Genomic DNA, 25,896 nt, shown 5'->3' on the forward strand with positions numbered 1-25,896 from the left:
GCAAATAGAGAAGGCCCCCAATTGCCGGAGCAATCGAAGGCCTCAAAGAGGTTGGCGACGCAACCCCGCAAAGGGCTGCACGTGCACAGTCCCGGCAAATGCCGGCCCATGCCCAACCAGGTACCCGGCAACCTTGCGCCCCTGCACATTCCGATGGAACGCCTGGGACAGCGGCTGACGCGGGTGGGAGAGAACTCCGCTTGCAAACTGCATGCCATTCTACAGAAAAAATTCCCGCCAACGCCGGAAAGCGCTGTTGGGAACCTGATTGTTGGAACAATCCCTGAAATAACGACATCCAGTCGGTCTGTGTCAAGCTTACCAGTATGAGCACCTCAGACAGTAATTCGTACGTCTTCGAGCCCGGCGACGCAGGCGCAGACGTTTCACAGCAGATCCGGGACATCTCGGAGGTTCCCGCCATCGAGGTCATCACCACGGCCGCAGTTCACCTGATGAGCGCCGCCGCGGTAAAGCTTGGCCTGGCCGCGGAAGACAACGCAGCCGAACTGAAGGACCTGGACGAGGCCCGGAAACTGATCACGGCACTGGCCGGCCTGGTCACCGCCGCCGCCCCCGAGATCGGCTCCCAGCACGCCGGCCCCTTGCGCGACGGCCTGCGTTCCCTCCAGCTGGCCTTCCGCGAAGAGTCGCTGATTCCGGACGCTCCGGGCAAGGGCCCGGGCGAAAAGTACACCGGGGCAGTGAACTAAGGAAGAACTCCCCCAAGCAACGTCCGACGGCGGGACGGCCTTTTGAAGGTTGTCCCGCCGTCGCGCTTTAACAGCATCGATTGCTCCGTAACTGCCGTTTAGCGGGGCCAAAAGGACCATTAGGCAGCAATCGATGGGTGGGTAATGCTTAGGCGGCGGCCCGGCGGCGGCGCTGTTGGAGCGCCAGGCCCACCAGGCACAGCACCACGCCCGCGGCACCGACGGACACGAAGCCACCGGAGGGGCCCATGACGTCGATGAAGACCCCGGCCAGCGGGGAACCCAAGGCAACCCCGGCAGTGAGGGCCGATCCATACCAGCCCATGGCCTCCCCGCGCCGCTCCTCCGACACCAGGTCTGCCACCTTTTCGGAGGCTGCAGAGAGCACGGGCGCGCACAGCAAGCCCGGCAGGACGGAGACGAAGGCCAGCGTCCAGGTGTCGTGGGCGAAGGCCATGGGCAGGGTCAGGGCAGCCATGCCCAGCAGCAGCAGGATCGGGGGGACAGGCCGGTGCATGGCGCCGTAGATCAAGCCGCCCACCACGGAAGCGGCGCACCAGAAGACGAAGACGATGCCGATTTCGCTTTGGTGTCCACCGATCTGCAGGGCTGCGACGATGCCTACGTCGGTTCCGCTGAGGACCATGCCGGCGCCGGCGGCCACGGCGAAGAGTGCAGCGACTGTGGCGGTGAACCACGAAAAGCCGCCCGCCAGCTTTCCCCTCAGGCCCTGCGCGGCACTGGTGGCGGCCCCGGCAGGGGCCAGTTCCGCGGCGGCTTCCTGGACATGGGCCGGAGCAGTGGAGACGACGGCGGCTTCCGCGGCATGCTGCTCATCCTCGGCGCATTCGATCGTCAGGCCCTCGCTGCGCGTGGGTGGGTTGAACCACATGAGGAAAAGCCCGGAAAGGGAAGTGGCCACCCCCACCACCGTCAGTCCGGCAACGGTGAAGCCGCTGGTCGCTACCACGGCACCGGCGGCCGGTCCGATCATGAACACCACTTCCGTGGTGATGGCGTCGAGGGCGAACGCGGTCCGGCGCTGGTCGCCCTCGGCCAGCACACCCAGGGATTGCCGGACCACGCTGAAGATGGGCAGCGTGAGCAGGCCGCCCACGAAGACCAGCGGCAGGAGCCACTGGTAGGACACGTGCGGCACAATCGACCAGATCACCGTCTCCGAGATCACCGACGGGATGAGCGCCGTGCGCAGCCCCACCGTGTCCACGCGCCGCCCACGCCACGGGGCCCCCAGGGCGATGCCGATGGTCATGACCGCCGCGGCAGCACCGGCCGCGGCATAGCCCTGGCCCAGGGTGAGGACGATGTGCAGGGTGAGCAGGACGCCGGCGGCCGAGTGCGGGATTCGGGCAACCATGCCCACCAGCAGCAGCCGGCGGATAGGCCGGATGGCGAGCAACTCCCGGTAGAGAGCGAAATTCACGAAAGCGGTCCTTCAGGATGCGCCGCAGCCCTGGCGGGGATCACCCATCCGGCTGGCGGCTAGTCGGGAGCGCGCCTTAGTTTGATTTCAAGGGAATCGACGCGCTCCCCAAACAATACATTCCGGGACCACTCCGCCTGCAGGCCCGCTACCAGTTGCTGGACACCGGCGGCGTCCAGGCCGTCTTCGAGGTACAGCACCACCTGCAGTTCCGGGCCGGCACCGCCACCGGGGATTACCGATCCGTCGGCGGCCCTTGCGGCCACCCCCCTGCCGGGCAGGAGTTCGAGCCGGCGGATGGCGGCGAAGCCTGAGGCCGCGCGGCCCATTTCGGCGGCGAGCTCCTCATCACCGTAGGAGGGGATCCAGCCATGCTGCTGGGCGAGGGCCCAGACTCCGGGCCTGCGGACCACGAACGTCACATCGGCGCCCGGGTCAAGGACCAGGAGTTCGGCTCCTTCGGCCACTGCCGAGAGCGCCGCCCGGGCGGCGTAGACAGCTACCGGCCTGGCCTCGGGATGCCATGCCGACAGCGCGGCGGCCGAGGTGAACGCCGGCAGCGCGGTCCTCCCGTCGGCGGCCTTCAGCGTCACCAGCGCCATGTCTGCCTGCTTGTCCGCATGCAGCCCGTGGGCGGTTTCTTCCTCCTCGGCAAGCTGCGCCACGATCGGAATGAAGACCCGGGCAGTTGCCAGCGAGGCAACCACCGCTTCTTCACCGCTCCGTCCCTCGCGGAGCGCGGCAACTGCGGCGAGATAACCGGCGTCGGCTGTTCCGTCGTCGTCCTCGAAGTTGTGGATCTTGGCGTCGTCGCCGGCGAGGCTCCGGCCCGCCCACGGCTGGCCCGCGGAGTCTGTAGCACCGCCGGCACCGGCGAGTGCTGCTGCAATGTGACCGGGCAAATGGCGGGCTGTGGGGGGTTGCGGTTCCTCGACGTTGGACATGGGAATAATGCGCCCGGCCCTAGCGCCGGCCGGCGACGTCGAGGGCTTCAGGCAGCGTGAAGGCTCCGGAGTACAGGGCTTTGCCGACGATGGCGCCTTCCACGCCCAGCGGGACCAGCGAGCGGAGGACCTTGAGGTCGTCCAGGCTGGAGATTCCGCCGGAGGCCACCACCGGCTTGCCCGTCTTCTCCACCATCTGCCGCAGGAGTTCCACGTTCGGTCCCTGCAGGGTGCCGTCCTTGGTTACGTCGGTCACCACGTACCGGGCGCAGCCGGCCTCTTCGAGGCGGCCCAGGACGTCCCACAGGTCCCCGCCTTCCTTTGTCCAGCCGCGGCCTGCAAGGGTGGTGCCACGAACGTCGAGCCCGACGGCAATCTTGTCGCCGAAGCGGTCGATGGCCCGGGCGGTCCACTCGGGGTTCTCCAGCGCTGCGGTGCCCAGGTTGACGCGGGCAACGCCCAGGTCAAGAGCTGCTTCGAGGGTCTCGTCGTCGCGGAGCCCGCCGGAGAGTTCCACCTTGATGTCCAGCCGGCCCACCACCTCACGGAGCAGTTCCGCGTTGGATCCGCGCCCAAAAGCGGCGTCGAGGTCCACCAGGTGGACCCACTCGGCGCCCTGCTGCTGCCAGTTGAGCGCCGCTTCGAGGGGGGTGCCGTAGCTGGTCTCGCTGCCGGCCTCGCCTTGGACCAGCCGAACGGCCTGGCCATTAACGACGTCGACGGCGGGCAGCAGTTCAAGTACCGGCAGGTCATGTGCGGTGGTCATACTCATCCTCGGTGTTGGTTCGTGGGCTCAAGGCATTTGGCGGGAATTGGGGCTGGGCCTGGCGTTGCGGGTCTACCGTCGGGCTGCCAATGGGAGTCTGACCACCGGTGGTCAGCTGGCCGGCAGCGTGAGCAAATAGGCGGCGAGCAGCGACATTGCGGCCAGGACGTAGAAGACAACCTGCGTCCAGACGGGCTTGCGCTGCTGCCGGAACGAGATGCCGCCGCCAATCAAAAGGCCGGCGAGGCCCGTCAGCAGTACGGGCCACATCTAGGCGCCGCTGCCGGCATCGGCTGATGCTGCTCCGGAGCCGGTTTCGCCGTTGGCCGGTTTGCGCAGGCCTTCCACCCAGTTGCGCAGCAGACGCGCGCCGGCGTCTCCTGACTTTTCCGGGTGGAACTGGGTGGCGCAGAGCGGCCCGTTTTCAACCGCCGCAATGAACGGAGCGCCGTGCTCGGACCACGTGACCATCGGCGGAGCCATCCGCGGCTGAATCACATCGAAATTCCATTCCTGCACACCGTAAGAGTGCACGAAGTAGAAGCGCTCATTTTCGACGCCGGCAAAGAGCTTGGAACCTTCAGGAACCTTGACGGTGTTCCAGCCCATGTGCGGCACAACTTCCGCGGGAAGGGCCTCCACCTTTCCGGGCCATTCACCGATGCCTTCGGCTTCGGTGCCGTGCTCCACACCGGCCTCGAACAACACCTGGAGGCCAACACAAATGCCCAGCACCGGGCGGCCGCCGGCAACGCGCCTGCCGATGAGCCGGATGCCATCCACGGCCTTGAGTTCGCGCATCACGGTCTCGAAAGCGCCGACGCCGGGCACCACCAGTCCGTCCGCGTTCAGCACGTCCTCCGGCTTGGAGCTTAGGATCACTTCCGCACCGGCACGTTCCAGTGCGCGGACAGCGGACCTGACGTTCCCGGAACCGTAGTCCAGCACGGTGACGGTCGGTTTACCCTCGGGTGAAGGCAGCTTGCGTGAGGCCGAGGGGTCGATGATGGCCCCGTCCTTGAGGACCTGGCCGCTCACAGTGCGCCCTTGGTGGACGGGATGCCCTCAACGCGGGGATCAGGTTCGACGGCGGCGCGGAGGGCACGGGCGAAGGCTTTGAACTGAGCCTCGACGATGTGGTGCGGGTCCCGGCCGGCCAGTACGGTCATGTGCAGGCAGATGCCGGCGTGCAGCGTGATGGCTTCGAAAACGTGGCGGGTCAGGGACCCGGTGAAGTGGCCGCCGATCAGGTGGTACTCCTGGCCCGCCGGCTCGCCGCCGTGCACCAGGTAGGGGCGGCCGGAGACATCCACGACTGCATTGGCAAGCGCTTCATCCAGCGGCACGGTGGCCTCACCGAAACGTCGGATTCCCGCCTTGTTGCCCAGGGCAGTGCGCAGGACCTCGCCGAAGGTGATGGCAACGTCCTCCACGGTGTGGTGGACGTCGATGTGGGTGTCGCCGGTGGCCTTGACCGTCATGTCGATCAGGGAGTGCTTGCACAGGGCGGTCAGCATGTGGTCGTAGAACGGCACCGAAGTATCGATGTCAGACACCCCGGTTCCATCGAGATTGATCTCCACGAGCACGGAGGACTCGCTGGTGGCACGCTCCATGCGGGCGGTCCGGGCCGCAGCCGCATTCGATCCGGTTGGACTCATGGTGAAGGGATCCTTAGTGGGAGAAGAAGTGGTTCAAGGCGTCCAGCGCCGCACTACAAGTCTAGGCGGGAAGCGCGGCCTGGCCCGCAAGGATGCGTTCCAGGGAGGTAAGGAAGGCTGTGGTTTCCGCCTCAGTGCCCGCAGTCACCCGAAGGTGGCCGGGGATGCCAACGTCGCGGATCAGCACACCGGCGTCCAGCAGTTCCTGCCAGACCTGGTGGGGGTTTTCCAGGCCGCCGAAGAACACGTAGTTGGAATCGGAGGCTGCAGGCGTCAGGCCCATTCTGGTCAGTTCCGCCACGATCCGGTCCCGCTGGGCCTTAATGTCCTGGACGTCCGCCATCAGCGCTTCGCGGTGCTCAAGGGCGGCCAGCGCGGTGGCTTGCGTGATGGCTGAAAGGTGGTACGGCAGGCGCACCAGCCGCAGGGCGTCGGTGACCTCCGGCGCGGCAGCCATGTAGCCGAGGCGGGCGCCTGCCAGGGCGAACGCCTTGCTCATGGTGCGGGACACGATCAGCCGCTCCCGGCCGGGAAGCAGGGTCAGCGCGCTGGGCGTTCCGTCGTGCGCGAACTCATGGTAGGCCTCGTCCACGATCACAATGGCCTGGCTGGCCTCCCCGGCCTCATAGACAGCCTCCACGACATCCAGGCCGAGCCCGGTCCCCGTGGGATTGTTGGGCGAGCAGAGGAACACGATGTTCGGTTGCAGTTCCTTGACCTGGCGCGCGGCCGACTCTGCACTCAGGTCGTATCCTTCGGCGCGCTCCCCGGTGATGTACTGCGTGTCGGTCCCGCTGGCCAGCAGGGGGTACATGGAGTACGTGGGCGGGAAGCCCAGGGCCGTGCGGCCCGGGCCGCCGAAGGCCTGGAGGATCTGCTGCAGGACCTCATTGGAGCCGTTGGCTGCCCATACGTTGGTCTCGTCGAGGCCATGCCCGAGATACTCCGCCAAAGCTTTTCGGAGTTCCGTGAACTCCCGGTCCGGGTAGCGGTTCAGGCCTGCGGCGGCCTCCGTTACGGCGGCGCTGATGGCGGCCTGCACATCGGCAGGGACACCATGGGTGTTCTCATTGACGTTCAAAAGGATGGGGACGTCCAGTTGGGGCGCCCCGTAAGGGGTGAGCCCGCGAAGGTTGCTGCGGAGGGGAAGCCGGTTCAGACGCTCTAGCTGGTCGTTCACCTGAACAGTTTAGTTGCCGCAGCAACGACCGGAAAATGTGACGGGTGCTGTTCGCCCTCGGCGTGCGCCGCCCCGGCCACTCCGACCCCCTTATCCCGAGTGGGCAGCGAGGTTCAGTGTGTTGGGACGAACAGCTGCTGCCCCGGCAGAACTGAGCCGGCGCTGAGGTTGTTGAGCTGGACGATATCTGCCACCACATCCCGGGCGTCGCGGTCCGGATCAACCGCACCGGCGATGGTCCACAGCGACTGGCCCGGCTGCACCGTCACGGTGACCGTCGGGGTCACCGCCAGGTCCGCTGCGGAGTCGGAGGCCTTGGCCGGCGAGTTGAAGAACCCGGACAGCGACAGCAGGAGAACCGCGAGGAGTACCAGCGGGACTCCGATCAGGACGACCCTCCCGCGCCGGGTAAGGCGCAGGGGCGCGGAAGTCGGTGAAACCTGGTGACGAGATGAAGCTGACATGAACTGAGCCCTCCTGGACCTGCCGTGCTGCCCGGGTGTCCACCCGCGGCCGCCCTGACCATTCAGACCGCACCCGGAACTTCCTCCGGTCGGGTTTTCGAATAGGGCACGCGCTGGTTAGAACACATGTTCGAACTTTGCTTGTTAAGTTTTAGCACTTATCAACGAATATTGTCGAGACTCGCTAGAACAAATGTTTGAAAAAGCAATGCGGCTGGCCTAGCTTTGAAACCAAAGAACAACCACCCCTGAAGTTGAACAGCAGGGTCTGACAATGACAGTGGGAGTCCTTCCGCCGGCGCATACACACCAGCACCGGGGTGGACGATCCGGCGGCAAGCGAAAGGCATTGGCGAATATGGCAGCAGCAGCCGCCGGGGGCAGGACCGCCCCGCAAACCAAGAGGACCGCCAAGGGCCTGACCCCCCGGCAAAAGAAGATCCTCGAAACCATCCAGCGCTCGGTCAATGAGAACGGATACCCGCCCTCCATGCGCGAGATCGGCGATACCGTGGGGCTGGCAAGCCTGTCCAGCGTGACCCACCAGCTCTCCCAGCTGGAAAAACTGGGTTACCTGCGCCGCGATCCCAAGCGGCCGCGCGCCATGGAAGTGCTGATGCCCCTCACCCTGGACAGCGGTGCCGGTAAGGCCGCGGGCACCTCTCCTGCGCCCCAGCCCGCCGGTGGGGGCGCATCCGTGACCGAGCTTCCTACCGCGCTCGATACCGCAATGGTTCCGCTTGTGGGCCGGATCGCTGCCGGCGGTCCCATCCTGGCCGAGCAGCTGGTCGAGGATGTCATGCCCCTCCCCCGCCAGCTGGTGGGCCAGGGCGAGCTCTTCATGCTGCGCGTGGCCGGCGACTCCATGGTGGACGCCGCCATTTGCGACGGCGACTGGGTGGTGGTCCGGCGCCAGGCGGACGCAGCCAACGGGGACATCGTTGCAGCGCTGCTGGACGACGAAGCTACCGTCAAGACCCTCCGCCAGCGCGACGGCCACACTTGGCTACTCCCCCAGAACACGCAGTACGAACCCATCCTGGGCGACCACGCCACCATCATGGGCAAGGTCGTCTCGGTCCTGCGTTCGCTCTAGCCCGTTCCCTTCGGCTTATATCCGCCGGCCCAAGCCCCCACCAGGGGCGCCCGAGTCCGCCCCAGGCCCGCCCCCGTTCCATCGAGGCGGGCCTGGAGCGCTCTCCCGGACCTACCGGAGCGCGTCCGCGCCCAGCCTGGTGAGGGCTGCCAGCGCCTTGCTGCGGTCGGTGGTGGCCCAGAACGGTGGCAGGGCGCCCCGAAGGAATCCGGCGTACCGCTCGGTTGCCAGGCGGGAGTCGAGTACGGCCACAACCCCCTTGTCTCCCGTTGACCTGATCAGCCGCCCGGCGCCCTGGGCCAGGCGGATCGCAGCGTGGGTGGCTGAAACGGACATGAAGCCATTACCGCCTGCCTGCGCCACGGCACGCGAACGTGCCGTCATCAGGGGATCGTCCGGCCGCGGGAATGGAATCCGGTCAATCACCACCAGCCGGCACGAGCCGCCCGGGACGTCGACGCCCTGCCACAGGGACATGGTTCCGAAAAGGCAGGTGTCCGGTTCATCGGCGAACTGCTTAACCAGGGCAGTCATGGTCGATTCCCCCTGGCAGAGGACGGTCATATCCAGCTTGGGCCGGAGGGCGTCGGCGGCTTCCTCGGCTGCCCGCCGTGAGGAGAACAGGCACAGGGCTCCCCCACCGGACGCCTTGATGAGCGCTTCCAGTTCCTCCAGCGCCTCCGGGGACACGCCGCGGCCGGGCTTGGGCAGGTGCCCGGCGACGTAGAGGATGCCCTGCTTGGGGTAGTCGAAGGGTGAGCCGACATCCACACCGGTCCAGCTGGGAGCGCCGTCGCCGAGGAGGCCAAGCCCTCCTGCGGCGGGTTCAAAAGCGGAACCGATGGCCAGGGTGGCGGAAGTCAGCACCACGGTATGGTCGGCAAAGAGCCCTTCCCGCAGCCGCCCGGCGACGGACAGCGGGGCGATGTTTATCAGCACCGGTGCATTCTCGTCCGGCTGCGAGTAGCCCTGGCCGGGGTCGAAGGTGCTGGCGCGGGAGAACCACACCACTTCCCGGTTTTCCCGGGCGGCGATCAGACGCTCGCACAGCTCCAGGATGAGCATGAGACGGGATCTGGCCAGCTGCCGGCCGCCGTCGGCCGTGGTGTTGCTGTCCCCCTTGGAATCGGACAACGCAGCCCGGCAGGCCTCACGCAGCTGATCCACGCAGTCAAGCTGTTCATCGTTCAGGCCGTTGGGAAGCAAGCCGTTTGGTGCGCCGCCGAGGGCCAGCTCAAGGTTGGCAGCGGCGGCATTGAGGGCGTCAACAGTAATGGCTGTGTGTTTCCGTGCACCGGCAGCAGCGGCGTGGACCATCGCAACTGACAGCTGCCCCGATACGGCTCCGGTGACCCGATCCTGGAGTTCGTGCGCTTCGTCCACCACCACGACGTCGTATTCAGGCAGGACGGCGAGTCCCTCGAAGGCGCTGACGGCGAGCATGGCGTGATTGGTGACCACCACGTCCGCTTCGGCAGCGTCCTGCCGGGCGAGTTCGCTGAAGCACTCGGCAGCCATGGGGCATTTCTGGGCGCCCAGGCACTCCATGGACGTCACAGAGACCTGCCGCCAGGCGCGGTCTGTCACGCCCGGAAGCAATTCGTCCCGGTCCCCAGTGGTCGTCTTCTCCGCCCACTCGCGGAGCCGGACCACTTCCTTACCGAGCTGGGAGGATGGTCCGCCCACGGACGCCGCGAAGTGCGGCACGCTGGTATCCTCGCCCAGCGAAAAGAGCTGCCCTTCGGAGGGCTCCTCGGAGGGGAAACCGCCTTCGAGCTTGTGGCGGCAAACGTAATTGGAACGCCCCTTCACCAAGGCGACCTTGACCGGACGTTCCAGTGCCGGGGTGATGTTCTTCAAAAGCCGGGGCAGGTCCCTGCCCACGATCTGGGTTTGGAGGGCAAGCGTGGCCGTGGAGACCAGCGCAGGCTTGTTGCTTTCCAGCGCATGGGCGATCAGTGGCACCAGGTAGGCAAGCGATTTGCCGGTGCCGGTACCGGCCTGGACCAGCAGATGGTTGCCCGTTTCGATGGCGCGGGCCACCTGCAGGGCCATTTCGTGCTGTCCGGCGCGGCTTTGTCCGCCCATGCCTGCGACGGCCCGGTCGAGCAGTTCGATGACGAACTGCTCGCCGGCCGTCTGCAGGCTTTGTCCGCCCATGCCTGCGACGGCCCGGTCGAGCAGTTCGATGACGAACTGCTCGCCGGCCGTCTGCGCGGCTTCGTCCGCCGCAGGATCACTCATTGACGGTGAAGGATTCCAGTTCGGACGCCAGGCCCTCCCGGACCATCACGGCAGCCCTGGTCCCGGCCTCCACGTGGTCCAGGCTGAGGATCTCGGCGTCGGACTCGTGAAGCTTGCTGATCAGGTCTCCGCGGTCGTACGGGATGAGCAGCTGCATCTTGACCGAAGGCCGGGGAATGGATTCGCTGATGACCTTCAGCAGTTCCGGGATCCCCTCGCCCGTGCGGGCGGAGACCACAACGTGGCGCGGTTCGCGCTGCTTCAGCCGCTCCACCACGAAGGGGTCGGCGGCATCAGCCTTGTTCAGCACGATGATTTCCGGAACCTTCCGGGCGTCAACTTCGCTGAAGACCTTGCGGACGGCAGCAATCTGGCCTTCCGGATCGGGGTGCGAGACGTCCACCACGTGCAGGATCAGGTCGGCGTCGGCCACTTCCTCGAGGGTGGAGCGGAAGGCCTCCACCAGCTGGGTTGGCAGCGAACGGACGAACCCCACGGTATCGGCCAGGGTATAGCCCAGGCCGTCCGTGGTTTCCGCCTTGCGGACGGTGGGGTCCAGGGTGGCGAACAGGGCGTTCTCCACGAGGACTCCGGCGTCGGTGAGGCGGTTGAGCAGGGAGGACTTGCCGGCGTTGGTGTATCCGGCGATGGCGACGGAGGGCACTTCATTACGACGGCGGTTGGCCCGCTTGGTCTCGCGCGCGGGCTTCATCGCGGCGATTTCGCGCCGCAGCTTGGCCATGCGGGTGCGGATGCGGCGCCGGTCCAGTTCGATCTTGGTTTCACCGGGGCCACGGGAACCCATGCCGGCGGCGGCGCCGCCAACCTGGCCACCGGCCTGGCGGGACATCGACTCGCCCCAGCCGCGCAGGCGGGGAAGCAGGTATTCCAGTTGCGCGAGTTCCACCTGGGCCTTGCCCTCGCGGCTCTTGGCGTGCTGGGCGAAGATATCCAGGATCAGGGCAGTCCGGTCAATGACCTTGACCTTGACGATGTCTTCAAGGGCGCGCCGCTGGGACGGTGCCAGTTCGGCGTCCACCACCACGGTATCCGCGCCCGTTGACATCACGATGTCCTTGAGCTCCTGTGCCTTGCCCGAGCCCAGGAAGGTTCCGGGGTCCGGCTTGTCGCGGCGCTGCACCAGGCCGTCGAGGACCTCCGATCCGGCGGTTTCGGCAAGGGCGGCCAGCTCGCGCAGGGAGTTCTCGGCGTCGGCAAGCGTGCCCTCGGACCAGAGCCCGGCCAGGACCACACGCTCAAGGCGCAGCTGGCGGTACTCGACCTCGGTGACGTCCTCAAGTTCAGTGGAGAGGCCTGCCCTGCGCCGCAGCGCCCGGCGTTCCTCAAGATCCTGCTGGTCGCCGTCGTACGTTGAATGCTCTTCGTCGAGGCGGGAAATGGCCTGTGCCCTGCCGAGCACCGCTTTTCCATTGCCGCTGCCCTCACCGCGGGGCGTGCTGACATTCTTGGCCGGTACGTCCTTGGCGAGGATCCGGTCGATGACAGCCTGGATCTCCTGCGGACTCATGTCCTGGGCGGCTGGTTCGGAACCGGTATTGGGCTGGCTGGTCATGGTCTCCTTTGAAGATTCGGCAATTCCAGAATAGTGCTGATTGGGTGGAAGTTGGAAAGTATTCGCGCTGGGCTGACGGCCTGCGGTCATGGTTCTCCTGATGGTCTGCACCGGCTGCGATGCCGGGCTGGGAACGCCGCCTTGGAACGGCGGCAAGACGTAAAAGGGCCGGAGAATGGCGGGAAGTACAGCGGGATGCTGACGTTCGGGTATCGTCCGGCGGCCGGGCAGACGGTACGGTCTGGCCGGTGCGCAAGCGGAAGGCATGAAGCCTGCGTCGCTGCGGGACGGACTGTCGCTAAAGGACAGGCTGCGGGACGGGCGTGGCCCGTGCCGGCTACTCGAAGATCAGGAACATGCGTTCCAGCGTAGCAGAGGGGCCGCAGCGCGGTTTCCCTTTACGCTGCAAGGGGAACTACTCTGGCGAGTTATGGAGTCAGCACACTATTTCAGCGCGTCCCCCGCCGGCCCCTTCACCCGTAAGCCACTCACGGTCGAGCTGGCGGGCAAGCCGCGTAAGCTGCATACCTCCACCGGCATCTTCAGTCCGGACGGGATTGATAAAGGCACTGCCGTACTGCTGGCCGAAGTTCCTGATCCGAATCCCCAGGGCAACCTCCTGGACATCGGCTGCGGCTGGGGCCCCGTTGCGCTGACCATGGGCCTGCTGGCCCCCGGGTCCAAGGTTTACGCCGTGGACGTCAACGAACGCTGCATTGCCCTGACCAACGAAAACGCCGCGGCGCTGGGACTGCCCAACGTCGTCGCCAGCACGCCCCAGGAGGTGGACCCGGGCGTCCGCTTCGATACCATTTGGTCCAACCCGCCGATCAGGATCGGCAAGGATGAGCTGCACACCCTGCTCAAGCTCTGGCTGCCCCGCCTGGCCGACGGCGGCACGGCATGGCTGGTGGTTCAGAAGAACCTGGGTTCGGATTCGCTTCAGCGCTGGCTGGCTGCGGAACTGGACGATTCGTTCACCGTGACCCGGGAGTCAACGTCCAAGTCCTTTCGAATCCTCAAGGTTACGAAAGCGTCCCGCTCGCCACAATGACAGCGGGGCCGCTGAGTTCCACGTGCTCGTGGCCACCGGGGCCGGCAAAGAACTTGACGCCCACCACTCCGCCCGGAACATGGACCCGCCAGGCATCCGGGGCTTCGGCTCCGGCCCAGTGCCGGATGGCGACGGCGGCAGCACACGCGCCCGTGCCGCAGGACTGGGTCTCCCCCACCCCGCGCTCATGCACCCTCATGGTCACCGAACCCACTCCGTCATGGACCAGCGGTTCCGCGGGAACCACGAACTCCACGTTGGTCCCGTTCGGCGGCACCGGGTCCACCTTCGGCGCGGTGAAGAGCTGTGTGCCTGCCAGTTCGGAAAGTTCGGCGAGGGCCACCACCGTGTGCGGATTTCCCATGCTCACGGAGAGCGCAGGCCGGGCAACTTCCAGTCCGTCGGCGGTGACCAGGGAATCCATGGCCTTGGCGCTGGCCTCCCCGGGGAAAATGAACTCCCAAGGCCCCATGTCCACGGCGTAGCCGTCGCCGGTGCGGACCACGGTCTTCACCCCGCCGCGCGTGCCAATGGTGAGCGATCCGCCGTCGGGCAGGTCGATCAGGCCCTCGGTGTGCAGGAAGTGGACGAACACCCGCACCCCGTTGCCGCACATCTCGGACAATGAGCCGTCCGCGTTGCGGTAATCCATGAACCATTCCGCGTCCGGGGCACCGGCCAGCAGTTCACGGCCTTCGGGCAGGAACCGGGAGGGCACCGCCCTGATCAGGCCATCTGCACCAATGCCGCGGTGGCGGTCACAGAGGGCGGCGGCCTGGTCTGCGCCGATGGCGTGCGTGCCGTCGGCATCGGCTACCAGGACGAAGTCGTTTCCGGTGCCGTGCCCCTTGGAAAAGCGGAGCCCGCTTAGTGTGCGCAGGGCGGATCCGGTGGTTTCTGCGGGGGTTGCATTCATGGTCCCAAGCGTAGCGGCGGACCCGTCCGGTGCCGAAACCAGGGTGCTGAACCGCGGCAACCGGGACGGATTCCAGTCTGCGGCCCGCCTGCCTTCCTATCTGCTCAGCTCCGCTGCCTTGCCCACGAGCTCCGGATCCTGCCAGTCCAGCCACGTGATGCGGGGATCGGCGCGGAACCAGGTCAGCTGCCGCCGGGCGAACTGCCGGGTGGCCACGATGGTTTCCTCCGCAGCATCCTCCACGGTAGAGGTGCCATCAATGACCCGCAGGAACTGCGAGTAGCCAAGTGCGCGGGAAGCGGTCTTGCCCCGGCGCAGGCCCAGAGCGTCGAGCCGCCGGACCTCCTCGAGCAGGCCGGCGTCCACCATTCGGTGCACCCGTGCTGCCAGGCGTTCACGGAGCACCTCCCGGTCCACCCCAAGGCCCACCTGGATGGCCGGCTGGCAGTACTCCCGGCGCGGCATGAAGGAACTGAAAGGGCGCCCGGTGAGCTCATGGACCTCCAGCGCCCGGATGATGCGCCGGGCGTCGGAGACCCTGCCCGCGGAGACTGGATCCACGCTCGCCAGCCGGTCCAGGAGCTCCTGCGTGCCGACCTTGGCGTGCTCTGCCTCCAGCCGCGCGCGCACGGCAGGGTCGGTGCCGGGGAACTCCAGGACGTCCAGGGCTGCGCGCACATAAAGGCCGGAGCCGCCGGCCAGAATGGCGCGCTTGCCGCGGGCATGGATGTCCGCAATGATTTCACGTGCCTGTTGCTGGAAGTCCGACACGCTGGCTTCCTGGGTCACGTCCAGGGTGTCCAGGAGATGGTGCGGAACGCCTTTGCGTTCAGCCGGCGTGATCTTGGCGGTGCCGATGTCCATGCCGCGGTAGAACTGCATGGCGTCGGCGTTGATGACCTCGCCGTCCAGTTCCAGGGCAAGGCTGACGGCAAGATCGGACTTGCCGGAGCCGGTGGGACCGACGACGGCGATGACGGGCGGGGCGGCCACCTGTCAGCGGGTGCGCAGCGGCAGCGAGGGCATGCCGAGGGAAACGCCCTTTTGTCCCGGCGCGGAATCGGGAGCGGGTGCTCCGCAGGAGTCTGCCTGGGACCTGTCCCAGGCATCCCCGGCCCGTGACCGGCGCAGGCTGTAGTCCTCGAGCGTAGGATCGGACACCAGGTGGAACGCCGCGGCCTCGGTGATGGTGACGGTGACGAGGTCTCCCGGTCGGGGGGCGGGAGCGCCCTCGGGAACCGAGAAGTGCACCAGCCGCTGGTCCTGGGAGCGGCCGGACAACCTGTGGGTCTCCTCCGATTTCCGCCCGGACTGCGCGGTGACCATGACCTCGAGCCTGCGGCCCAGCTGCTTCCGGTTCTCCTCCGCGGCGATGCGGTCCTGCAGGGCGGTGAGCCGTTCGAAGCGCTCCTGGACCACTGCCTTGGGCAGCTGGTCGGGGAGGTCGGCGGCGGGGGTTCCGGGGCGCTTTGAATACTGGAACGTGAAGGCCGTGGCGAAGCGCGACTTTTCCACGACGTCCAGGGTTGCCTGGAAGTCCTCTTCAGTTTCGCCGGGGAAACCCACGATGATGTCCGTGGAGATGGCTGCGTGCGGGATTCTCTCCCGGACCTTGTCCAGGATGCCCAGGAACTTCGTGGACCGGTAGGAGCGCTTCATGGCTTTGAGGATGCGGTCCGAACCGGACTGCAGCGGCATGTGCAGCTGCGGCATGACGTTGTGCGTCTCTGCCATGGCGTCGATGACGTCGTCTGTGAAGGCTGCCGGGTGCGGGCTGGTGAAGCGGACCCGTTCAAGGCCCTCGATATCACCGCAGGCGCGCAGCAGCTTGGAGAAGGCCTGGCGGTCGCCGAACTCCACTCCGTAGGAGTTGACGTTCTGGCCCAGCAGGGTCACCTCGATGGCGCCGTCGTCCACGAGTGCCTGGATTTCAGCGAGGATGTCTCCGGGGCGCCGGTCTTTTTCCTTCCCGCGGAGCGCCGGCACGATGCAGAAGGTGCAGGTGTTGTTGCAGCCCACGGAGATGGACACCCAGCCGGAGTAGACGGAGTCCCGCTTGGTGGGCAGTGTGGATGGGAAGACGTCCAGGGATTCGAGGATCTCCAGCTGAGCCTCGTTGTTGTGCCGTGCCCTGTCCAGGAGGGCCGGCAGGGCGCCGACGTTATGGGTGCCAAATACCGCATCCACCCATGGCGCCTTCTTCAGGATGGTTTCGCGGTCCTTTTGGGCAAGGCATCCGCCCACGGCGATCTGCATCCCCGGGTTGGCTGCCTTGACAGGGGCCAGAATGCCAAGGTTCCCGTAGAGCTTGTTGTCGGCGTTTTCCCGAACCGCGCACGTGTTGAACACCACGACGTCGGCATGGTCGCCTTCCGCCGGAACGTAGCCGGCGTCCTCGAGCATGCCGGCCATCCGCTCCGAATCATGGACGTTCATCTGGCAGCCGAAGGTGCGGACGTGGTAGGTGCGCGGCTGCAGGGCTCCGGATTGCGGAACGGCCCCGGCTTCGACCGAAGGGGTGGCGCCGGATTGGGGGGAAGGAATGGTCAAACTCACCCGTTAAGGGTACCGGCTTTGGACCGGACCATCGTCAGGTTCCTGCCGGGCATCGAGGACCTCGTTGACGATCCGGAACGCCTGGGACGGCTGGTAGCCCTTTCTGGCCAACATCGAGGCCAGCCGCCGGACAGCCTTGTCCCGTTCCCCCGGGCCGGACAGATCCGTCCCGGGCCGGAGCTTGCGCTCCACCAGGGCGCGGGCCGCGGCTTCCTCGTCATCGTCGGTCAGTTGTTCCAGCGCCGAGGCCGCCGTTTCCTGGTCGATGCCCTTTTCGGCGAGCTCACGCCGCAGCGCGCCCTTGGCCAGTTTGCGGGACTGGGAACGGCTCCTGACCCACATGTCGGCAAATTCGGCATCGTTGATCAGCCGCACTTCCTGGAACTTGTCCAGCACTGCTTCGGCAACGTGCTCGGGGATGTTCCGTTCTGCCAGCTTCCGGGCAAGCTGCAGCCTGCTCTTGGGCGCTGCAGTGAGCTGTCGGTACACGATGGCCTGTGCCACGGAGAAAGGGTCCGGTTCGGCGTCTACGGACTGCGGGTCCTCAGGGACATCGAAGTCGTCCGGCGGCCCAGGGAACGGGCCGCCGGACGAGGACCGCCGTGAGCGTGATCCAGCCAAGGGCTAGAACCCGTCGACGGCTTTCAGCTTGGGCGCATCCTTGGAGTCGTCTTCGGCGGGCTTGACCCCGACACCAAGCTTTTCCTTGATGAGGCGTTCCAGCTCGGCGGCGAGTTCAGGGTTGTCGCGCAGGAACCGGCGCGAGTTCTCCATGCCCTGGCCCAGCTGGTCGCCATCGTAGGTGAACCAGGAGCCGGACTTCTTGATGATGCCGTGCTCCACGCCCATGTCAATGATGCCGCCCTCGCGGGAGATGCCCTGGCCGTAGATGATGTCGAACTCGGCCACCTTGAACGGCGGGGCCATCTTGTTCTTGACGATCTTGGCCTTGGTCCGGTTGCCGACGGAGTCGGCGCCCTCCTTGAGGGTCTGGATGCGGCGGACGTCGATACGGACCGAAGCGTAGAACTTGAGGGCCTTACCACCGGTGGTGGTTTCGGGCGAACCGAAGAAGACGCCGATCTTTTCGCGCAGCTGGTTGATGAAGATGGCGGTGGTCTTGGTCTGGCTCAGGCGGCCGGTGATCTTACGCAGGGCCTGGCTCATGAGGCGTGCCTGCAGGCCGACGTGGCTGTCACCCATGTCGCCTTCGATTTCGGCGCGCGGCACCAAGGCGGCAACGGAGTCGATGACGATGACGTCCAGCGAGCCGGAGCCCACCAGCATGTCCATGATTTCCAGTGCCTGTTCACCGGTGTCCGGCTGCGAGACGAGGAGGGCGTCCGTGTCCACCCCAAGCTTGGCGGCGTAATCCGGATCCAGGGCGTGTTCGGCGTCGATGAAGGCCGCGATGCCGCCGGCGCGCTGAGCGTTTGCCACGGCGTGCAGGGCGACGGTGGTCTTACCCGAGGATTCAGGACCGTAGATTTCGATGACGCGGCCGCGCGGGAGCCCGCCAATGCCAAGGGCGACGTCCAGTGCGATGGAGCCGGTGGGGATGACTTCGATCGGGGCACGGACTTCGTCGCCCAGGCGCATGACCGAGCCCTTGCCGAACTGCTTGTCAATCTGGGCAAGCGCTGCTTCCAGCGCTTTTGCACGATCCGGGGCTGCCGCCATGGTTGACACCTCTAATGCTTTCTCGATGGTGGCCTTCGCGGCCGATTTATTGGTCATCTCTGACGCTAAGGGGACCCACTGACATTCCGGCCGGAGGACGACGGCTATGTGGATAAACCCAATAGAAAAAGCATAGCGTTATCCGAACAGGTATTCGAAGAGTACGGCTCCTGCGGCGTGTCCGGCGGGAGGGCGGTTAGTCCCGCCGGGGAGCGATATCCCGTCCCAAGCGGCGTTCTGCCGGTACGTCCTGGACGTCGCAGACGGCAAGCCAGACCTTTCGGGGCTCCACACCGGCAGCGAGGGCTTGGTCGGCGGTGCGCCCGCCGACGCCGGCAAGGACCAGGCTGCTGCTCAGCACCCGGGAGTAGCCCGCGCCGAACTCGTCATCCATGAGACGCCAGTACTCGCTGATTCGCATCGGTAAATCCTCTCATGATTGTGGACCATAGAATTATTGCCATGAGCACCTCCCCCGATGTCCCGCCGCGGCGCGATCCAGGCGAAGAAGCCGCCGACACCGCGCTGCAGAATGTCGAACACCAGATCAGCCTGTTTTGGCGGCGGGCCCGGGCCATTTCCAACCAGTTGTCCCGGGAAGTCCACCCAGACATGGAGCCTGCCGCGTACGGGCTGTTGACGGTGATCCGCCGGGAGGGACCCATCCGGCTCACCGAGCTTGCCATGAACATCGGGGTGGGAAAGCCTTCGGTCAGCCGGCAGATCGCGTTCCTGGAAAGCCTGGGACTGGTATCCAAGGAGGCTGATCCGCTGGACCGCAGGGCGCAGTCCATCCGCCTGACGGCCAAGGGCGAGGAGAAGATGCACCAGGTCCAGGACGCACGGCGCCAGGTCTTCCAGGAACGGCTGCGCGAGTGGCCGGTGGAGGACCTGCAGGAACTCGGCCGCTACATGGCCAAGCTGAACTCTACATACGAGCGTGACGGGTTTCCCGGGGATGCCGCAGGCGCAGCGTCCGCCCAGGACCAGTAGCCCAACCGGACAAGCACGCGGGGACCGGCGCAAAAGAAACAGCAGGAAGCCCCCGGCCACGCCAGGGGCTTCCTGCTGTTCGTCGGACCCGCTGCGGGCGCCGGCTGCTCTAGCGGGCGCCGGAGAGAAGGCCCGTGGAGAGTTCGTCGTCCAGTTCAGTGTTAAGGTCGCGGCCGTAACGCTGGGAGAATTCCTGTGGAACGGTGTCCGGAACGGCGACACCTTCGGCTACTGCCACGCGGTCGCTGACCTCGCGGAGCATGCTTGACAGCGGAACATCCAGTGCCGAGCAAATCGAGGACAGGAGCTCTGACGATGCTTCCTTCTGGCCGCGCTCCACTTCGCTGAGGTATCCCAGGGAGACGCGGGCGCTGTGCGAAACTTCACGGAGCGTACGCCCCTGACGCTGGCGGACATCGCGCAGGACATCACCGATTTCGTGACGAAGTACTACCATCTTGCGCTCCTTCTGTTCGCTCTTAGCCTGTTCGGCGAGGCCCACATCCTTCCAGCGGACAACGCCGTTTACGGATACGGGCTGCTTTACCATCTGTATCGCCTTGCTCCCTCATTGGTCAGGTCCGCCGCCTGGCGGACCGTCGTGGTCATTTCATCCTAGGCGCCTCCGCTCTCCGGAAGCGACACAATGTAATAACTAATCGGTACCGGCTTTTGTTCCCGCCAACTTTACGCCTGGTAACTTAGGCGGCCACAGGTTCAGGCGGACAGCGCCTCCCCGAGCCTTTCCAGGGCGGCAGCGCAGGCGGCGGCGCGGATGTCCGGCCGGCTGCCGGTGAAGGAATACTCGAACGCTGCGGATCCAGCGGCGGTTGAGATCCCAATGTAGACCCGCCCCACCGGCTTGCCGTCGTGGGCATCAGGACCTGCCACCCCCGTGGTGGAAAGCCCGACGTCGGCGCCGAGTTCCGCGCGCGCGCCGGCTGCCATGGCCCGGGCGACGTCCGGGTCGACCGACCCGACGCGGGCCAGCAGATCGGCGGGGACGTGCAGCACCCTGTCCTTGACGGAGTTCTGGTAGGCCACCACCCCGCCCTGCAGCATGCCGGACGCCCCGGGCGTGTCGGCGAGAACAGCTGACACCATGCCCGCCGTCAGGGATTCGGCGGTGGCAACGGTCTGCCCCGACTCAAGCGCCTGGCGGACGGCCCGCGCTGCCAGGTGGTGAAGATTGCTCATGCCTGCTCCTGCCCCTGCACGGTTCCGGCCTGGCGCTTGCCCTTCGCACGGAGGCGCAGCGCCTCAACAACATATTCGACGCCGGTCCACAGCGTGATGGCCACTGCCGCCATCATGACCGCAAACGCAACCCAGGACATCCACGGTGCGAACGACCCGAACGGCAGGAGGTACAGGAAGATCGCCGCCGTCTGCACCACGGTCTTGAGCTTGCCGCCGCGGGAGGCAGGGATGACGCCGTACCGGATCACGAAGAAGCGCAGGGCCGTGATGCCCCATTCCCGGACCAGGATCACAAGGGTGGCCCACCAGGGCAGCTCCCCCAGCAGGGACAGCATCACCAGCGCCGAGCCGGTGAGGAGCTTGTCAGCGATGGGGTCGGCAATCTTGCCGAAGTCGGTGACGAGGTTCCGGCTCCTGGCGATGTCGCCGTCAAGCTTGTCCGTGTAGATGGCGACGGCGAACGCCGCCACCGCTGCCCAGCGCCACGGCCCGGATTCGCTGTGCAGCCCGGGGGCGTCCGCTACGAGGAACCACACGAAAAACGGGACCAGCGCGATGCGGATCATGGTCAGGACATTAGGAAGGTTCCAGACCCCGGCACGGCCCTGGCCGGCGGCGGTTGCATCAGTGCTAGTCACGTTTCTAGGCTACCGGCCTAACGCCCGGTGAGGGACCATGCGTCTTCGGACCCGTCGTCGTCATCGCCGTAGCCGCCCGGCGCGGAATCGGAGCCGTCGTAGTATTCGACGCTCTGCTTCCTGTTGTCCAGGTCCGCAGCCACCAGGTCTTCGGCGTAGCCGCCCTGGGCGATGTTGGCGTTGGCATTGTCGCTAAGCGCGGCCGTCTGGGAGTCGGCCGTGGCCGGCGCCTCCTGGCCCTTCATGGCGGCCAGGACGGCAGCGAGGTCGTCCGGCTTGACCAACACGTCGCGCGCCTTGGACCCCTCGGAGGGACCCACCACTCCCCTGGATTCGAGCAGGTCCATGAGGCGGCCCGCTTTAGCGAAGCCGACGCGCAGCTTGCGCTGCAGCATGGACGTGGAGCCGAACTGCGTGGTGACCACCAGTTCGGTTGCCTGCAGCAGCACCTCGAGGTCGTCCCCGATGTCGTCGTCGATCTGCTTCTTTTCCGCTTCAGGGGCAACGTCGTCGCGGTAGACGGCCTGCAGCTGTCCCTTGACGTGCTCAACCACCTTGTGGATCTCCGACTCCGTGACCCAGGCGCCCTGGACACGCATCGCCTTGGAGGCACCCATGGGCAGGAAGAGCGCGTCACCCTGGCCGATGAGCTTTTCGGCACCGGGCTGGTCCAGGACCACGCGGGAGTCCGTGACGGAGGACGTGGCAAAGGCCATGCGCGAAGGGACGTTGGCTTTGATCAGGCCGGTGACCACGTCCACGGACGGACGTTGGGTGGCCAGCACCAGGTGGATGCCGGCGGCACGGGCCAGCTGGGTGATGCGGACGATCGAGTCCTCGACGTCGCGCGGGGCCACCATCATGAGGTCCGCGAGTTCGTCGACAATCACCAGCAGGTACGGGTAGGCGCGGATGACCCGCTTGGACCCCTCCGGCGGGTGGACCTTGCCGGCCCGCACCGCCTTGTTGAAGTCGTCGATGTGCTTGAAGCCGTAATTTGCGAGGTCGTCGTACCGGGCGTCCATTTCCCGCACCACCCACTGCAGTGCTTCGGCGGCTTTTTTGGGGTTGGTGATGATGGGCGTGATCAGGTGCGGGACGCCCTCGTAGGCGGTCAGTTCCACCCGCTTGGGGTCCACCATGACCATGCGCACTTCGTCCGGCGTGGCCCGCATCAGGATGGAGGTGATCATCGAGTTCACGAAGGAGGACTTACCGGCACCGGTGGCGCCGGCAACCAGGAGGTGCGGCATCTTGGCCAGGTTGGCCACCACGTAGCCGCCCTCCACGTCCTTGCCCACGCCCATCACCATCGGATGGTCCGTGCGGCGCGCGTTCTGGCTGCGGAGCACGTCGCCCAGGGAGACGGTTTCGCGGTCCGTGTTGGGGATCTCGATGCCGATGGCCGATTTGCCGGGGATGGGGCTGAGGATGCGCACGTCGCTGGACGCCACGGCGTAGGAGATGTTCTTGGACAGCGCGGTGACGCGCTCCACCTTGGTGCCGGGCGATAGTTCGATCTCGTACCGGGTGACCGTGGGGCCGCGGCTGAAGCCGGTGACGGTGGCGTCCACGTTGAACTGGGTCAGGGTGTCGGTCAGGGCAGCGACGACGGCGTCGTTGGCTTCGGTGCGCTCCTTGGGGATGGAGCCGGGCGTCAGGAAGTCCGAGGCCGGAAGAGTGTAGGTGACGTCGCCCGCGAGCGAGAGCTGCTCGGTGCGCTGCGGGATGGGCACGGGCGGGGGTGCGGGAGCAACAGGGTTGGAGGGCACGGTGGGCGCGGCGGCGGCTTTGCCGGGGGCAGCGGCGCCGGGGATGACCAGCGGGATGGCCTCGGTGGCGTTCTCCGCAGGAGCAGCCGGCCCCCCGGCGCCCAGGCCCTGGGCCGCCTTGATCTTTTCGACGGCGATTTCCGCCTGGGTGGGCCGCCGCACGCCGGGCGCCGGCCGGGGCGCTTCCCGTTCGTCGTCGTCGTCAATGACGGCGTGTTCAAAGGCTTCGTCGCCCACGTAGCCCTCAAGGCCGGCGTCGTGCTCCTCATCCTTGCCGAACAGCTTGCGCTTCTTTTTCTTCGGGGCCGCAGGCCGCGACCGTTCCAGGTAGCTGCGGTCGTGCGTGTCGCCGGGGCTTTCCTGGTCCATCAGGTCGATGCCCATGAGGTGTTCGTAGGCTTCCCGAAGGCGCCGCGGGATGGCCGTGAACGGGGTGGCGGTGAGGATCAGCAGCGAAATAAAGGCCAGCAGCCCGTAGAGGAGCACGGGGACGGCCGGGTGGATGGCGGCCAGCGGTGCGGCGGCCAGGAAGCCAAGCATTCCGCCGGCCTTGCGCAGGCCGTCGAAGCCGTCGGCGACCGTGGGCTGGCCGCCCAGGATGTGCGCCAGGCCGCAGCCGGCAAACGCCATGATCAGGAAGCCGATGCCTACCCGGTTGTTGCCCCGGCCATCGGAGGGCTGGCGGAACAGCCGGAACGCGCACACGAACAGCATGAGCGGAAGCAGCAGTGAGATCCAGCCAAACGTGCCGTTCACCACGGCGTAGACGGCGTCCGGGAACCAGCCTGTCAGGCCCCACCAGGCGAAGGTGGCAATGAAGATGCCCAGAGCCAGGTTGAACAGGGCGGCGCCGTCGCGGCGATCCTCGGCAGGGAGATCGCTGACGTCATGGCCGATGCGTCGCACTCCCCCGCCCACCAGGTGGCCCACGCCCAGCCAGGCTCCGCCCACCACGCGCAGCAGCCAGGGCTGGTGGTGTTCGACGGCGGGAAGCTGGCGGGTGCGGGCGGTGCTGGAGGAGCCGCCGCGTCCTGCCTTGCTGGCGGTGGAGCCGGTTCCGCGGCCTGTGGAGCTCCCGGATTTGCTGCCGGAGCTGCCCCTGCCGGTACCTTTGGGCGCGGAAGTAGTACGTGTGGCCATAGTAGCCACGCTACCGGAAGCATGCTGTGATTCCGGGGATATCGGGGCCGGGCAGGCACCTGGACCCTGTAGTTAAACAGCTCCGGCCCGGACTCCTGCTGCCAGCGGGAGTACGGGCCGGAGCCAGTGAGCGGATGTTGTCAGGCTTCGAGCACCACGGGGATGATCATGGGCTTGCGGCGGAGCTTCCGATTGACCCACGTGCCGACAACCCGGCGGACAACCTGCTGGAGCTGGTGGCTGGTGTGGTCGGCGTGGTTCTGGACTGCTTCCTCCAGGGCCGCGTTGATCTTGGGGATGATGTCGTCGAAGACCGAGTCGTCCTCAGCCACGCCGCGGGCGTGGATCTCCGGACCGGACACCACCTTGCCGGTGGCGCGGTGGATGACCGTGATGATGGAGATGAAGCCTTCGTCACCCAGGATGCGGCGGTCCTTGAGGTCGGCATCGGTGATCTCGCCCACGCTGGAACCGTCCACGTAGACGAAGCCAACCTCCACCTGGCCCACAATGTCTGCCTGATGGTCGCGAAGGTCGATGACGCTGCCGTTGTCCGCGAGGATGACGCTGGCTTCCGGCACGCCGGACTCGATGGCGATCTTGCCGTTGGCGATCAGGTGGCGGGTTTCGCCGTGCACGGGCATGGCGTTGAGCGGTTCGAGGATGTTGTAGCAGTACAGCAGCTCGCCTGCGGCGGCGTGGCCGGAGACGTGCACCTTCGCGTTGCCCTTGTGGATCACGTCGGCGCCGAGCTTGAGCAGGCCGTTGATGATCCGGAACACGGCGTTCTCGTTGCCCGGGATAAGGCTGGAGGCCAGGATGACGGTATCGCCGTCGCCCACCACCACCCGGTGGTCGCCGTTTGCCATGCGGGACAGGGCGGCCATCGGCTCACCCTGTGAACCAGTGGACATGAGCACCACACGGTTGTCCGGAAGGTTGTCGATGTTCTTGATGTCGACAATCAGTCCGGCAGGAACGTCAAGGTAGCCCAGCTTCTCGGCGATGGCCATATTGCGGACCATGGACCGTCCCACAAAGGCCACCTTGCGGTTATGTTTGGCCGCCGCGTCCAGCACCTGCTGTACCCGGTGCACGTGGGAGGAGAAGGACGCCACGATGATGCGCTTGGTGGCCTGGCCAAAAAGCCGCTCCAGCGTGGGGCCGATCTCCTTCTCAGCCGTGGTGAATCCCGGGACGTCGGCGTTGGTGGAGTCGGACATGAAGAGGTCCACGCCCTCTTCGCCGAGCTTGGCAAAGTGCCGGAGGTCGGTGATGCGGCCGTCCAGCGGCAACTGGTCCATCTTGAAGTCGCCGGTGTGCAGGACGGTGCCGCCCGCGGTGCGGATGAACACGGCCAGGGCGTCCGGGATGGAGTGGTTCACGGCCACGAACTCGCATTCGAAGGGCCCGAACTTTTCCACCTGGCCTTCTTCGACGGTCAGCGTGTAGGGCCGGATGCGGTGCTCCTGCAGCTTGGCCTCGATGAGGGCGAGGGTCAGCTGCGATCCCACCAGCGGGATGTCGTTGCGCAGCTTCAGCAGGTACGGCACCGCACCGATGTGGTCCTCGTGGCCATGCGTGAGGATCACGGCCACGACGTCGTCCAGCCGATCCTCGATGTAGGAGAAGTCCGGCAGGATCAGGTCAACGCCGGGCTGGGTTTCCTCGGGAAAGAGGACGCCGCAGTCCACGATCAGCAGTTTGCCGTCGATTTCGAACACGGCCATGTTCCGGCCGATCTCCCCCAGCCCGCCAAGCGGGACGATCCGCAGCGTGCCCTGGGGCAGGCGCGGAGGGGTGACAAGGCCGGTAAGGGCAGTTTGGGTCATAGTGCACTACTTTCCAGGCGGAAGGGTGCC

Annotated in this window: 25 protein-coding genes; 4 read left to right on the forward strand and 21 right to left on the reverse strand. The window is 66.4% G+C overall.

The window, feature by feature from the left end:
• Positions 1 to 326 precede the first annotated feature (326 nt).
• Entirely contained in the window at positions 327 to 713 is a 387-nt protein-coding gene (locus FBY30_RS19775; RefSeq protein WP_018771577.1) for a DUF1844 domain-containing protein, read from the forward strand.
• Between the two features lie 148 nt (positions 714 to 861).
• Here FBY30_RS19775 and FBY30_RS19780 read toward each other — a convergent pair whose 3' ends face one another.
• From FBY30_RS19780 to FBY30_RS19810, 8 genes are all read right to left on the reverse strand, one after another.
• Positions 862 to 2,157: an MFS transporter gene (locus FBY30_RS19780; RefSeq protein WP_142134494.1), complete on the reverse strand. Its 1,296-nt coding sequence runs from the start codon at positions 2,155 to 2,157 to the stop codon at positions 862 to 864.
• A 59-nt stretch (positions 2,158 to 2,216) separates the two neighbouring features.
• Positions 2,217 to 3,101 (reverse strand): SseB family protein, encoded by an 885-nt coding sequence (locus tag FBY30_RS19785; protein WP_142134496.1) that lies wholly within the window; start codon positions 3,099 to 3,101, stop codon positions 2,217 to 2,219.
• Between the two features lie 19 nt (positions 3,102 to 3,120).
• Positions 3,121 to 3,867: a bifunctional 1-(5-phosphoribosyl)-5-((5-phosphoribosylamino)methylideneamino)imidazole-4-carboxamide isomerase/phosphoribosylanthranilate isomerase PriA gene (priA, locus tag FBY30_RS19790; protein ID WP_142134499.1), complete on the reverse strand. Its 747-nt coding sequence runs from the start codon at positions 3,865 to 3,867 to the stop codon at positions 3,121 to 3,123.
• 111 nt (positions 3,868 to 3,978) lie between these two features.
• On the reverse strand, positions 3,979 to 4,137 hold the full coding sequence (locus FBY30_RS20870) for a hypothetical protein (protein ID WP_200830731.1): 159 nt from the start codon (positions 4,135 to 4,137) through the stop codon (positions 3,979 to 3,981).
• Positions 4,138 to 4,905, reverse strand: a complete 768-nt coding sequence (gene hisH / locus FBY30_RS19795; protein ID WP_142134501.1) for an imidazole glycerol phosphate synthase subunit HisH — start codon at positions 4,903 to 4,905, stop codon at positions 4,138 to 4,140. It abuts the gene before it with no gap.
• Positions 4,902 to 5,528, reverse strand: coding sequence for an imidazoleglycerol-phosphate dehydratase HisB (gene hisB / locus FBY30_RS19800; RefSeq protein ID WP_142134503.1), 627 nt, complete (start codon positions 5,526 to 5,528; stop codon positions 4,902 to 4,904). The genes hisH and hisB overlap by 4 nt, the downstream gene beginning before the upstream one ends.
• Before the next feature lie 61 nt (positions 5,529 to 5,589).
• Positions 5,590 to 6,708 (reverse strand): histidinol-phosphate transaminase, encoded by a 1,119-nt coding sequence (locus FBY30_RS19805; protein ID WP_142134505.1) that lies wholly within the window; start codon positions 6,706 to 6,708, stop codon positions 5,590 to 5,592.
• 113 nt (positions 6,709 to 6,821) lie between these two features.
• Positions 6,822 to 7,172, reverse strand: coding sequence for a LysM peptidoglycan-binding domain-containing protein (locus FBY30_RS19810; RefSeq protein ID WP_142134507.1), 351 nt, complete (start codon positions 7,170 to 7,172; stop codon positions 6,822 to 6,824).
• A gap of 358 nt (positions 7,173 to 7,530) precedes the next feature.
• Here FBY30_RS19810 and lexA point away from each other — a divergent pair, with 358 nt between their 5' ends.
• On the forward strand, positions 7,531 to 8,268 hold the full coding sequence (gene lexA / locus FBY30_RS19815) for a transcriptional repressor LexA (protein ID WP_142134510.1): 738 nt from the start codon (positions 7,531 to 7,533) through the stop codon (positions 8,266 to 8,268).
• A gap of 111 nt (positions 8,269 to 8,379) precedes the next feature.
• Here lexA and FBY30_RS19820 read toward each other — a convergent pair whose 3' ends face one another.
• Together FBY30_RS19820 and hflX are read right to left on the reverse strand one after the other, a co-directional pair.
• Positions 8,380 to 10,428, reverse strand: coding sequence for an ATP-dependent DNA helicase (locus FBY30_RS19820; protein WP_142135473.1), 2,049 nt, complete (start codon positions 10,426 to 10,428; stop codon positions 8,380 to 8,382).
• Positions 10,429 to 10,504: 76 nt separating this feature from the next.
• Positions 10,505 to 12,085 (reverse strand): GTPase HflX, encoded by a 1,581-nt coding sequence (gene hflX / locus FBY30_RS19825; RefSeq protein ID WP_142134512.1) that lies wholly within the window; start codon positions 12,083 to 12,085, stop codon positions 10,505 to 10,507.
• A gap of 430 nt (positions 12,086 to 12,515) precedes the next feature.
• On the opposite strand from hflX, the gene FBY30_RS19830 reads away from it, so the two are divergent.
• Entirely contained in the window at positions 12,516 to 13,139 is a 624-nt protein-coding gene (locus FBY30_RS19830; protein ID WP_142134514.1) for a class I SAM-dependent methyltransferase, read from the forward strand.
• Here the strand turns inward: FBY30_RS19830 and dapF are convergent.
• The 6 genes from dapF to FBY30_RS19860 form a co-directional block, all read right to left on the reverse strand.
• Positions 13,111 to 14,055, reverse strand: a complete 945-nt coding sequence (gene dapF / locus FBY30_RS19835) for a diaminopimelate epimerase (RefSeq protein WP_142134517.1) — start codon at positions 14,053 to 14,055, stop codon at positions 13,111 to 13,113. The genes FBY30_RS19830 and dapF overlap by 29 nt on opposite strands.
• Before the next feature lie 96 nt (positions 14,056 to 14,151).
• Complete coding sequence (gene miaA, locus FBY30_RS19840) at positions 14,152 to 15,048, reverse strand: tRNA (adenosine(37)-N6)-dimethylallyltransferase MiaA (protein ID WP_142134519.1); 897 nt, start codon at positions 15,046 to 15,048, stop codon at positions 14,152 to 14,154.
• A 3-nt stretch (positions 15,049 to 15,051) separates the two neighbouring features.
• Entirely contained in the window at positions 15,052 to 16,611 is a 1,560-nt protein-coding gene (miaB, locus tag FBY30_RS19845; RefSeq protein ID WP_200830732.1) for a tRNA (N6-isopentenyl adenosine(37)-C2)-methylthiotransferase MiaB, read from the reverse strand.
• A 3-nt stretch (positions 16,612 to 16,614) separates the two neighbouring features.
• Positions 16,615 to 17,115, reverse strand: a complete 501-nt coding sequence (locus FBY30_RS19850) for a regulatory protein RecX (RefSeq protein ID WP_200830786.1) — start codon at positions 17,113 to 17,115, stop codon at positions 16,615 to 16,617.
• 120 nt (positions 17,116 to 17,235) lie between these two features.
• Positions 17,236 to 18,291, reverse strand: coding sequence for a recombinase RecA (recA, locus tag FBY30_RS19855; protein WP_142135479.1), 1,056 nt, complete (start codon positions 18,289 to 18,291; stop codon positions 17,236 to 17,238).
• A 196-nt stretch (positions 18,292 to 18,487) separates the two neighbouring features.
• Positions 18,488 to 18,712: a DUF3046 domain-containing protein gene (locus FBY30_RS19860; protein ID WP_142134524.1), complete on the reverse strand. Its 225-nt coding sequence runs from the start codon at positions 18,710 to 18,712 to the stop codon at positions 18,488 to 18,490.
• A 41-nt stretch (positions 18,713 to 18,753) separates the two neighbouring features.
• Between FBY30_RS19860 and FBY30_RS19865 the strand changes: the two genes are divergently transcribed.
• Positions 18,754 to 19,284, forward strand: coding sequence for a MarR family winged helix-turn-helix transcriptional regulator (locus FBY30_RS19865; RefSeq protein ID WP_142134526.1), 531 nt, complete (start codon positions 18,754 to 18,756; stop codon positions 19,282 to 19,284).
• A gap of 109 nt (positions 19,285 to 19,393) precedes the next feature.
• Here the strand turns inward: FBY30_RS19865 and FBY30_RS19870 are convergent, their stop codons facing one another.
• The 5 genes from FBY30_RS19870 to FBY30_RS19890 all read right to left on the reverse strand — a co-directional run bounded on the left by FBY30_RS19870 (position 19,394) and on the right by FBY30_RS19890 (position 25,866).
• Positions 19,394 to 19,834 carry a helix-turn-helix domain-containing protein gene (locus tag FBY30_RS19870; protein ID WP_142134528.1) on the reverse strand — a complete coding sequence of 147 codons (441 nt, stop codon included), beginning with the start codon at positions 19,832 to 19,834 and terminating at the stop codon, positions 19,394 to 19,396.
• A 167-nt stretch (positions 19,835 to 20,001) separates the two neighbouring features.
• Entirely contained in the window at positions 20,002 to 20,481 is a 480-nt protein-coding gene (locus FBY30_RS19875) for a CinA family protein (protein ID WP_142134530.1), read from the reverse strand.
• Entirely contained in the window at positions 20,478 to 21,122 is a 645-nt protein-coding gene (gene pgsA / locus FBY30_RS19880; RefSeq protein ID WP_142134532.1) for a CDP-diacylglycerol--glycerol-3-phosphate 3-phosphatidyltransferase, read from the reverse strand. The genes FBY30_RS19875 and pgsA overlap by 4 nt, the downstream gene beginning before the upstream one ends.
• 17 nt (positions 21,123 to 21,139) lie before the next feature.
• On the reverse strand, positions 21,140 to 24,034 hold the full coding sequence (locus FBY30_RS19885) for an FtsK/SpoIIIE family DNA translocase (protein WP_142134534.1): 2,895 nt from the start codon (positions 24,032 to 24,034) through the stop codon (positions 21,140 to 21,142).
• Positions 24,035 to 24,174: 140 nt separating this feature from the next.
• Positions 24,175 to 25,866, reverse strand: coding sequence for a ribonuclease J (locus tag FBY30_RS19890; RefSeq protein WP_142134536.1), 1,692 nt, complete (start codon positions 25,864 to 25,866; stop codon positions 24,175 to 24,177).
• Positions 25,867 to 25,896 lie beyond the last annotated feature (30 nt).

Origin of the sequence: Arthrobacter sp. SLBN-83 (genome assembly GCF_006715285.1) — a bacterium.
Classification (GTDB): Bacteria; Actinomycetota; Actinomycetes; order Actinomycetales; family Micrococcaceae; genus Arthrobacter.

What these genes read in the sequence shown, in the direction of transcription:
- FBY30_RS19775 (WP_018771577.1), top strand. Translation starts at nt 327, where the DNA reads ATGAGCACCTCAGACAGTAATTCGTACGTCTTCGAGCCCGGCGACGCA.
- FBY30_RS19785 (WP_142134496.1), bottom strand. Translation starts at nt 3,101, where the DNA reads ATGTCCAACGTCGAGGAACCGCAACCCCCCACAGCCCGCCATTTGCCC.
- priA (WP_142134499.1), bottom strand. Translation starts at nt 3,867, where the DNA reads ATGACCACCGCACATGACCTGCCGGTACTTGAACTGCTGCCCGCCGTC.
- FBY30_RS20870 (WP_200830731.1), bottom strand. Translation starts at nt 4,137, where the DNA reads ATGTGGCCCGTACTGCTGACGGGCCTCGCCGGCCTTTTGATTGGCGGC.
- hisB (WP_142134503.1), bottom strand. Translation starts at nt 5,528, where the DNA reads ATGAGTCCAACCGGATCGAATGCGGCTGCGGCCCGGACCGCCCGCATG.
- FBY30_RS19810 (WP_142134507.1), bottom strand. Translation starts at nt 7,172, where the DNA reads ATGTCAGCTTCATCTCGTCACCAGGTTTCACCGACTTCCGCGCCCCTG.
- lexA (WP_142134510.1), top strand. Translation starts at nt 7,531, where the DNA reads ATGGCAGCAGCAGCCGCCGGGGGCAGGACCGCCCCGCAAACCAAGAGG.
- FBY30_RS19820 (WP_142135473.1), bottom strand. Translation starts at nt 10,428, where the DNA reads ATGGGCGGACAAAGCCTGCAGACGGCCGGCGAGCAGTTCGTCATCGAA.
- hflX (WP_142134512.1), bottom strand. Translation starts at nt 12,085, where the DNA reads ATGACCAGCCAGCCCAATACCGGTTCCGAACCAGCCGCCCAGGACATG.
- FBY30_RS19830 (WP_142134514.1), top strand. Translation starts at nt 12,516, where the DNA reads ATGGAGTCAGCACACTATTTCAGCGCGTCCCCCGCCGGCCCCTTCACC.
- dapF (WP_142134517.1), bottom strand. Translation starts at nt 14,055, where the DNA reads ATGAATGCAACCCCCGCAGAAACCACCGGATCCGCCCTGCGCACACTA.
- recA (WP_142135479.1), bottom strand. Translation starts at nt 18,291, where the DNA reads ATGGCGGCAGCCCCGGATCGTGCAAAAGCGCTGGAAGCAGCGCTTGCC.
- FBY30_RS19860 (WP_142134524.1), bottom strand. Translation starts at nt 18,712, where the DNA reads ATGCGAATCAGCGAGTACTGGCGTCTCATGGATGACGAGTTCGGCGCG.
- FBY30_RS19865 (WP_142134526.1), top strand. Translation starts at nt 18,754, where the DNA reads ATGAGCACCTCCCCCGATGTCCCGCCGCGGCGCGATCCAGGCGAAGAA.
- FBY30_RS19870 (WP_142134528.1), bottom strand. Translation starts at nt 19,834, where the DNA reads ATGGTAAAGCAGCCCGTATCCGTAAACGGCGTTGTCCGCTGGAAGGAT.
- FBY30_RS19875 (WP_142134530.1), bottom strand. Translation starts at nt 20,481, where the DNA reads ATGAGCAATCTTCACCACCTGGCAGCGCGGGCCGTCCGCCAGGCGCTT.
- FBY30_RS19885 (WP_142134534.1), bottom strand. Translation starts at nt 24,034, where the DNA reads ATGGCCACACGTACTACTTCCGCGCCCAAAGGTACCGGCAGGGGCAGC.
- FBY30_RS19890 (WP_142134536.1), bottom strand. Translation starts at nt 25,866, where the DNA reads ATGACCCAAACTGCCCTTACCGGCCTTGTCACCCCTCCGCGCCTGCCC.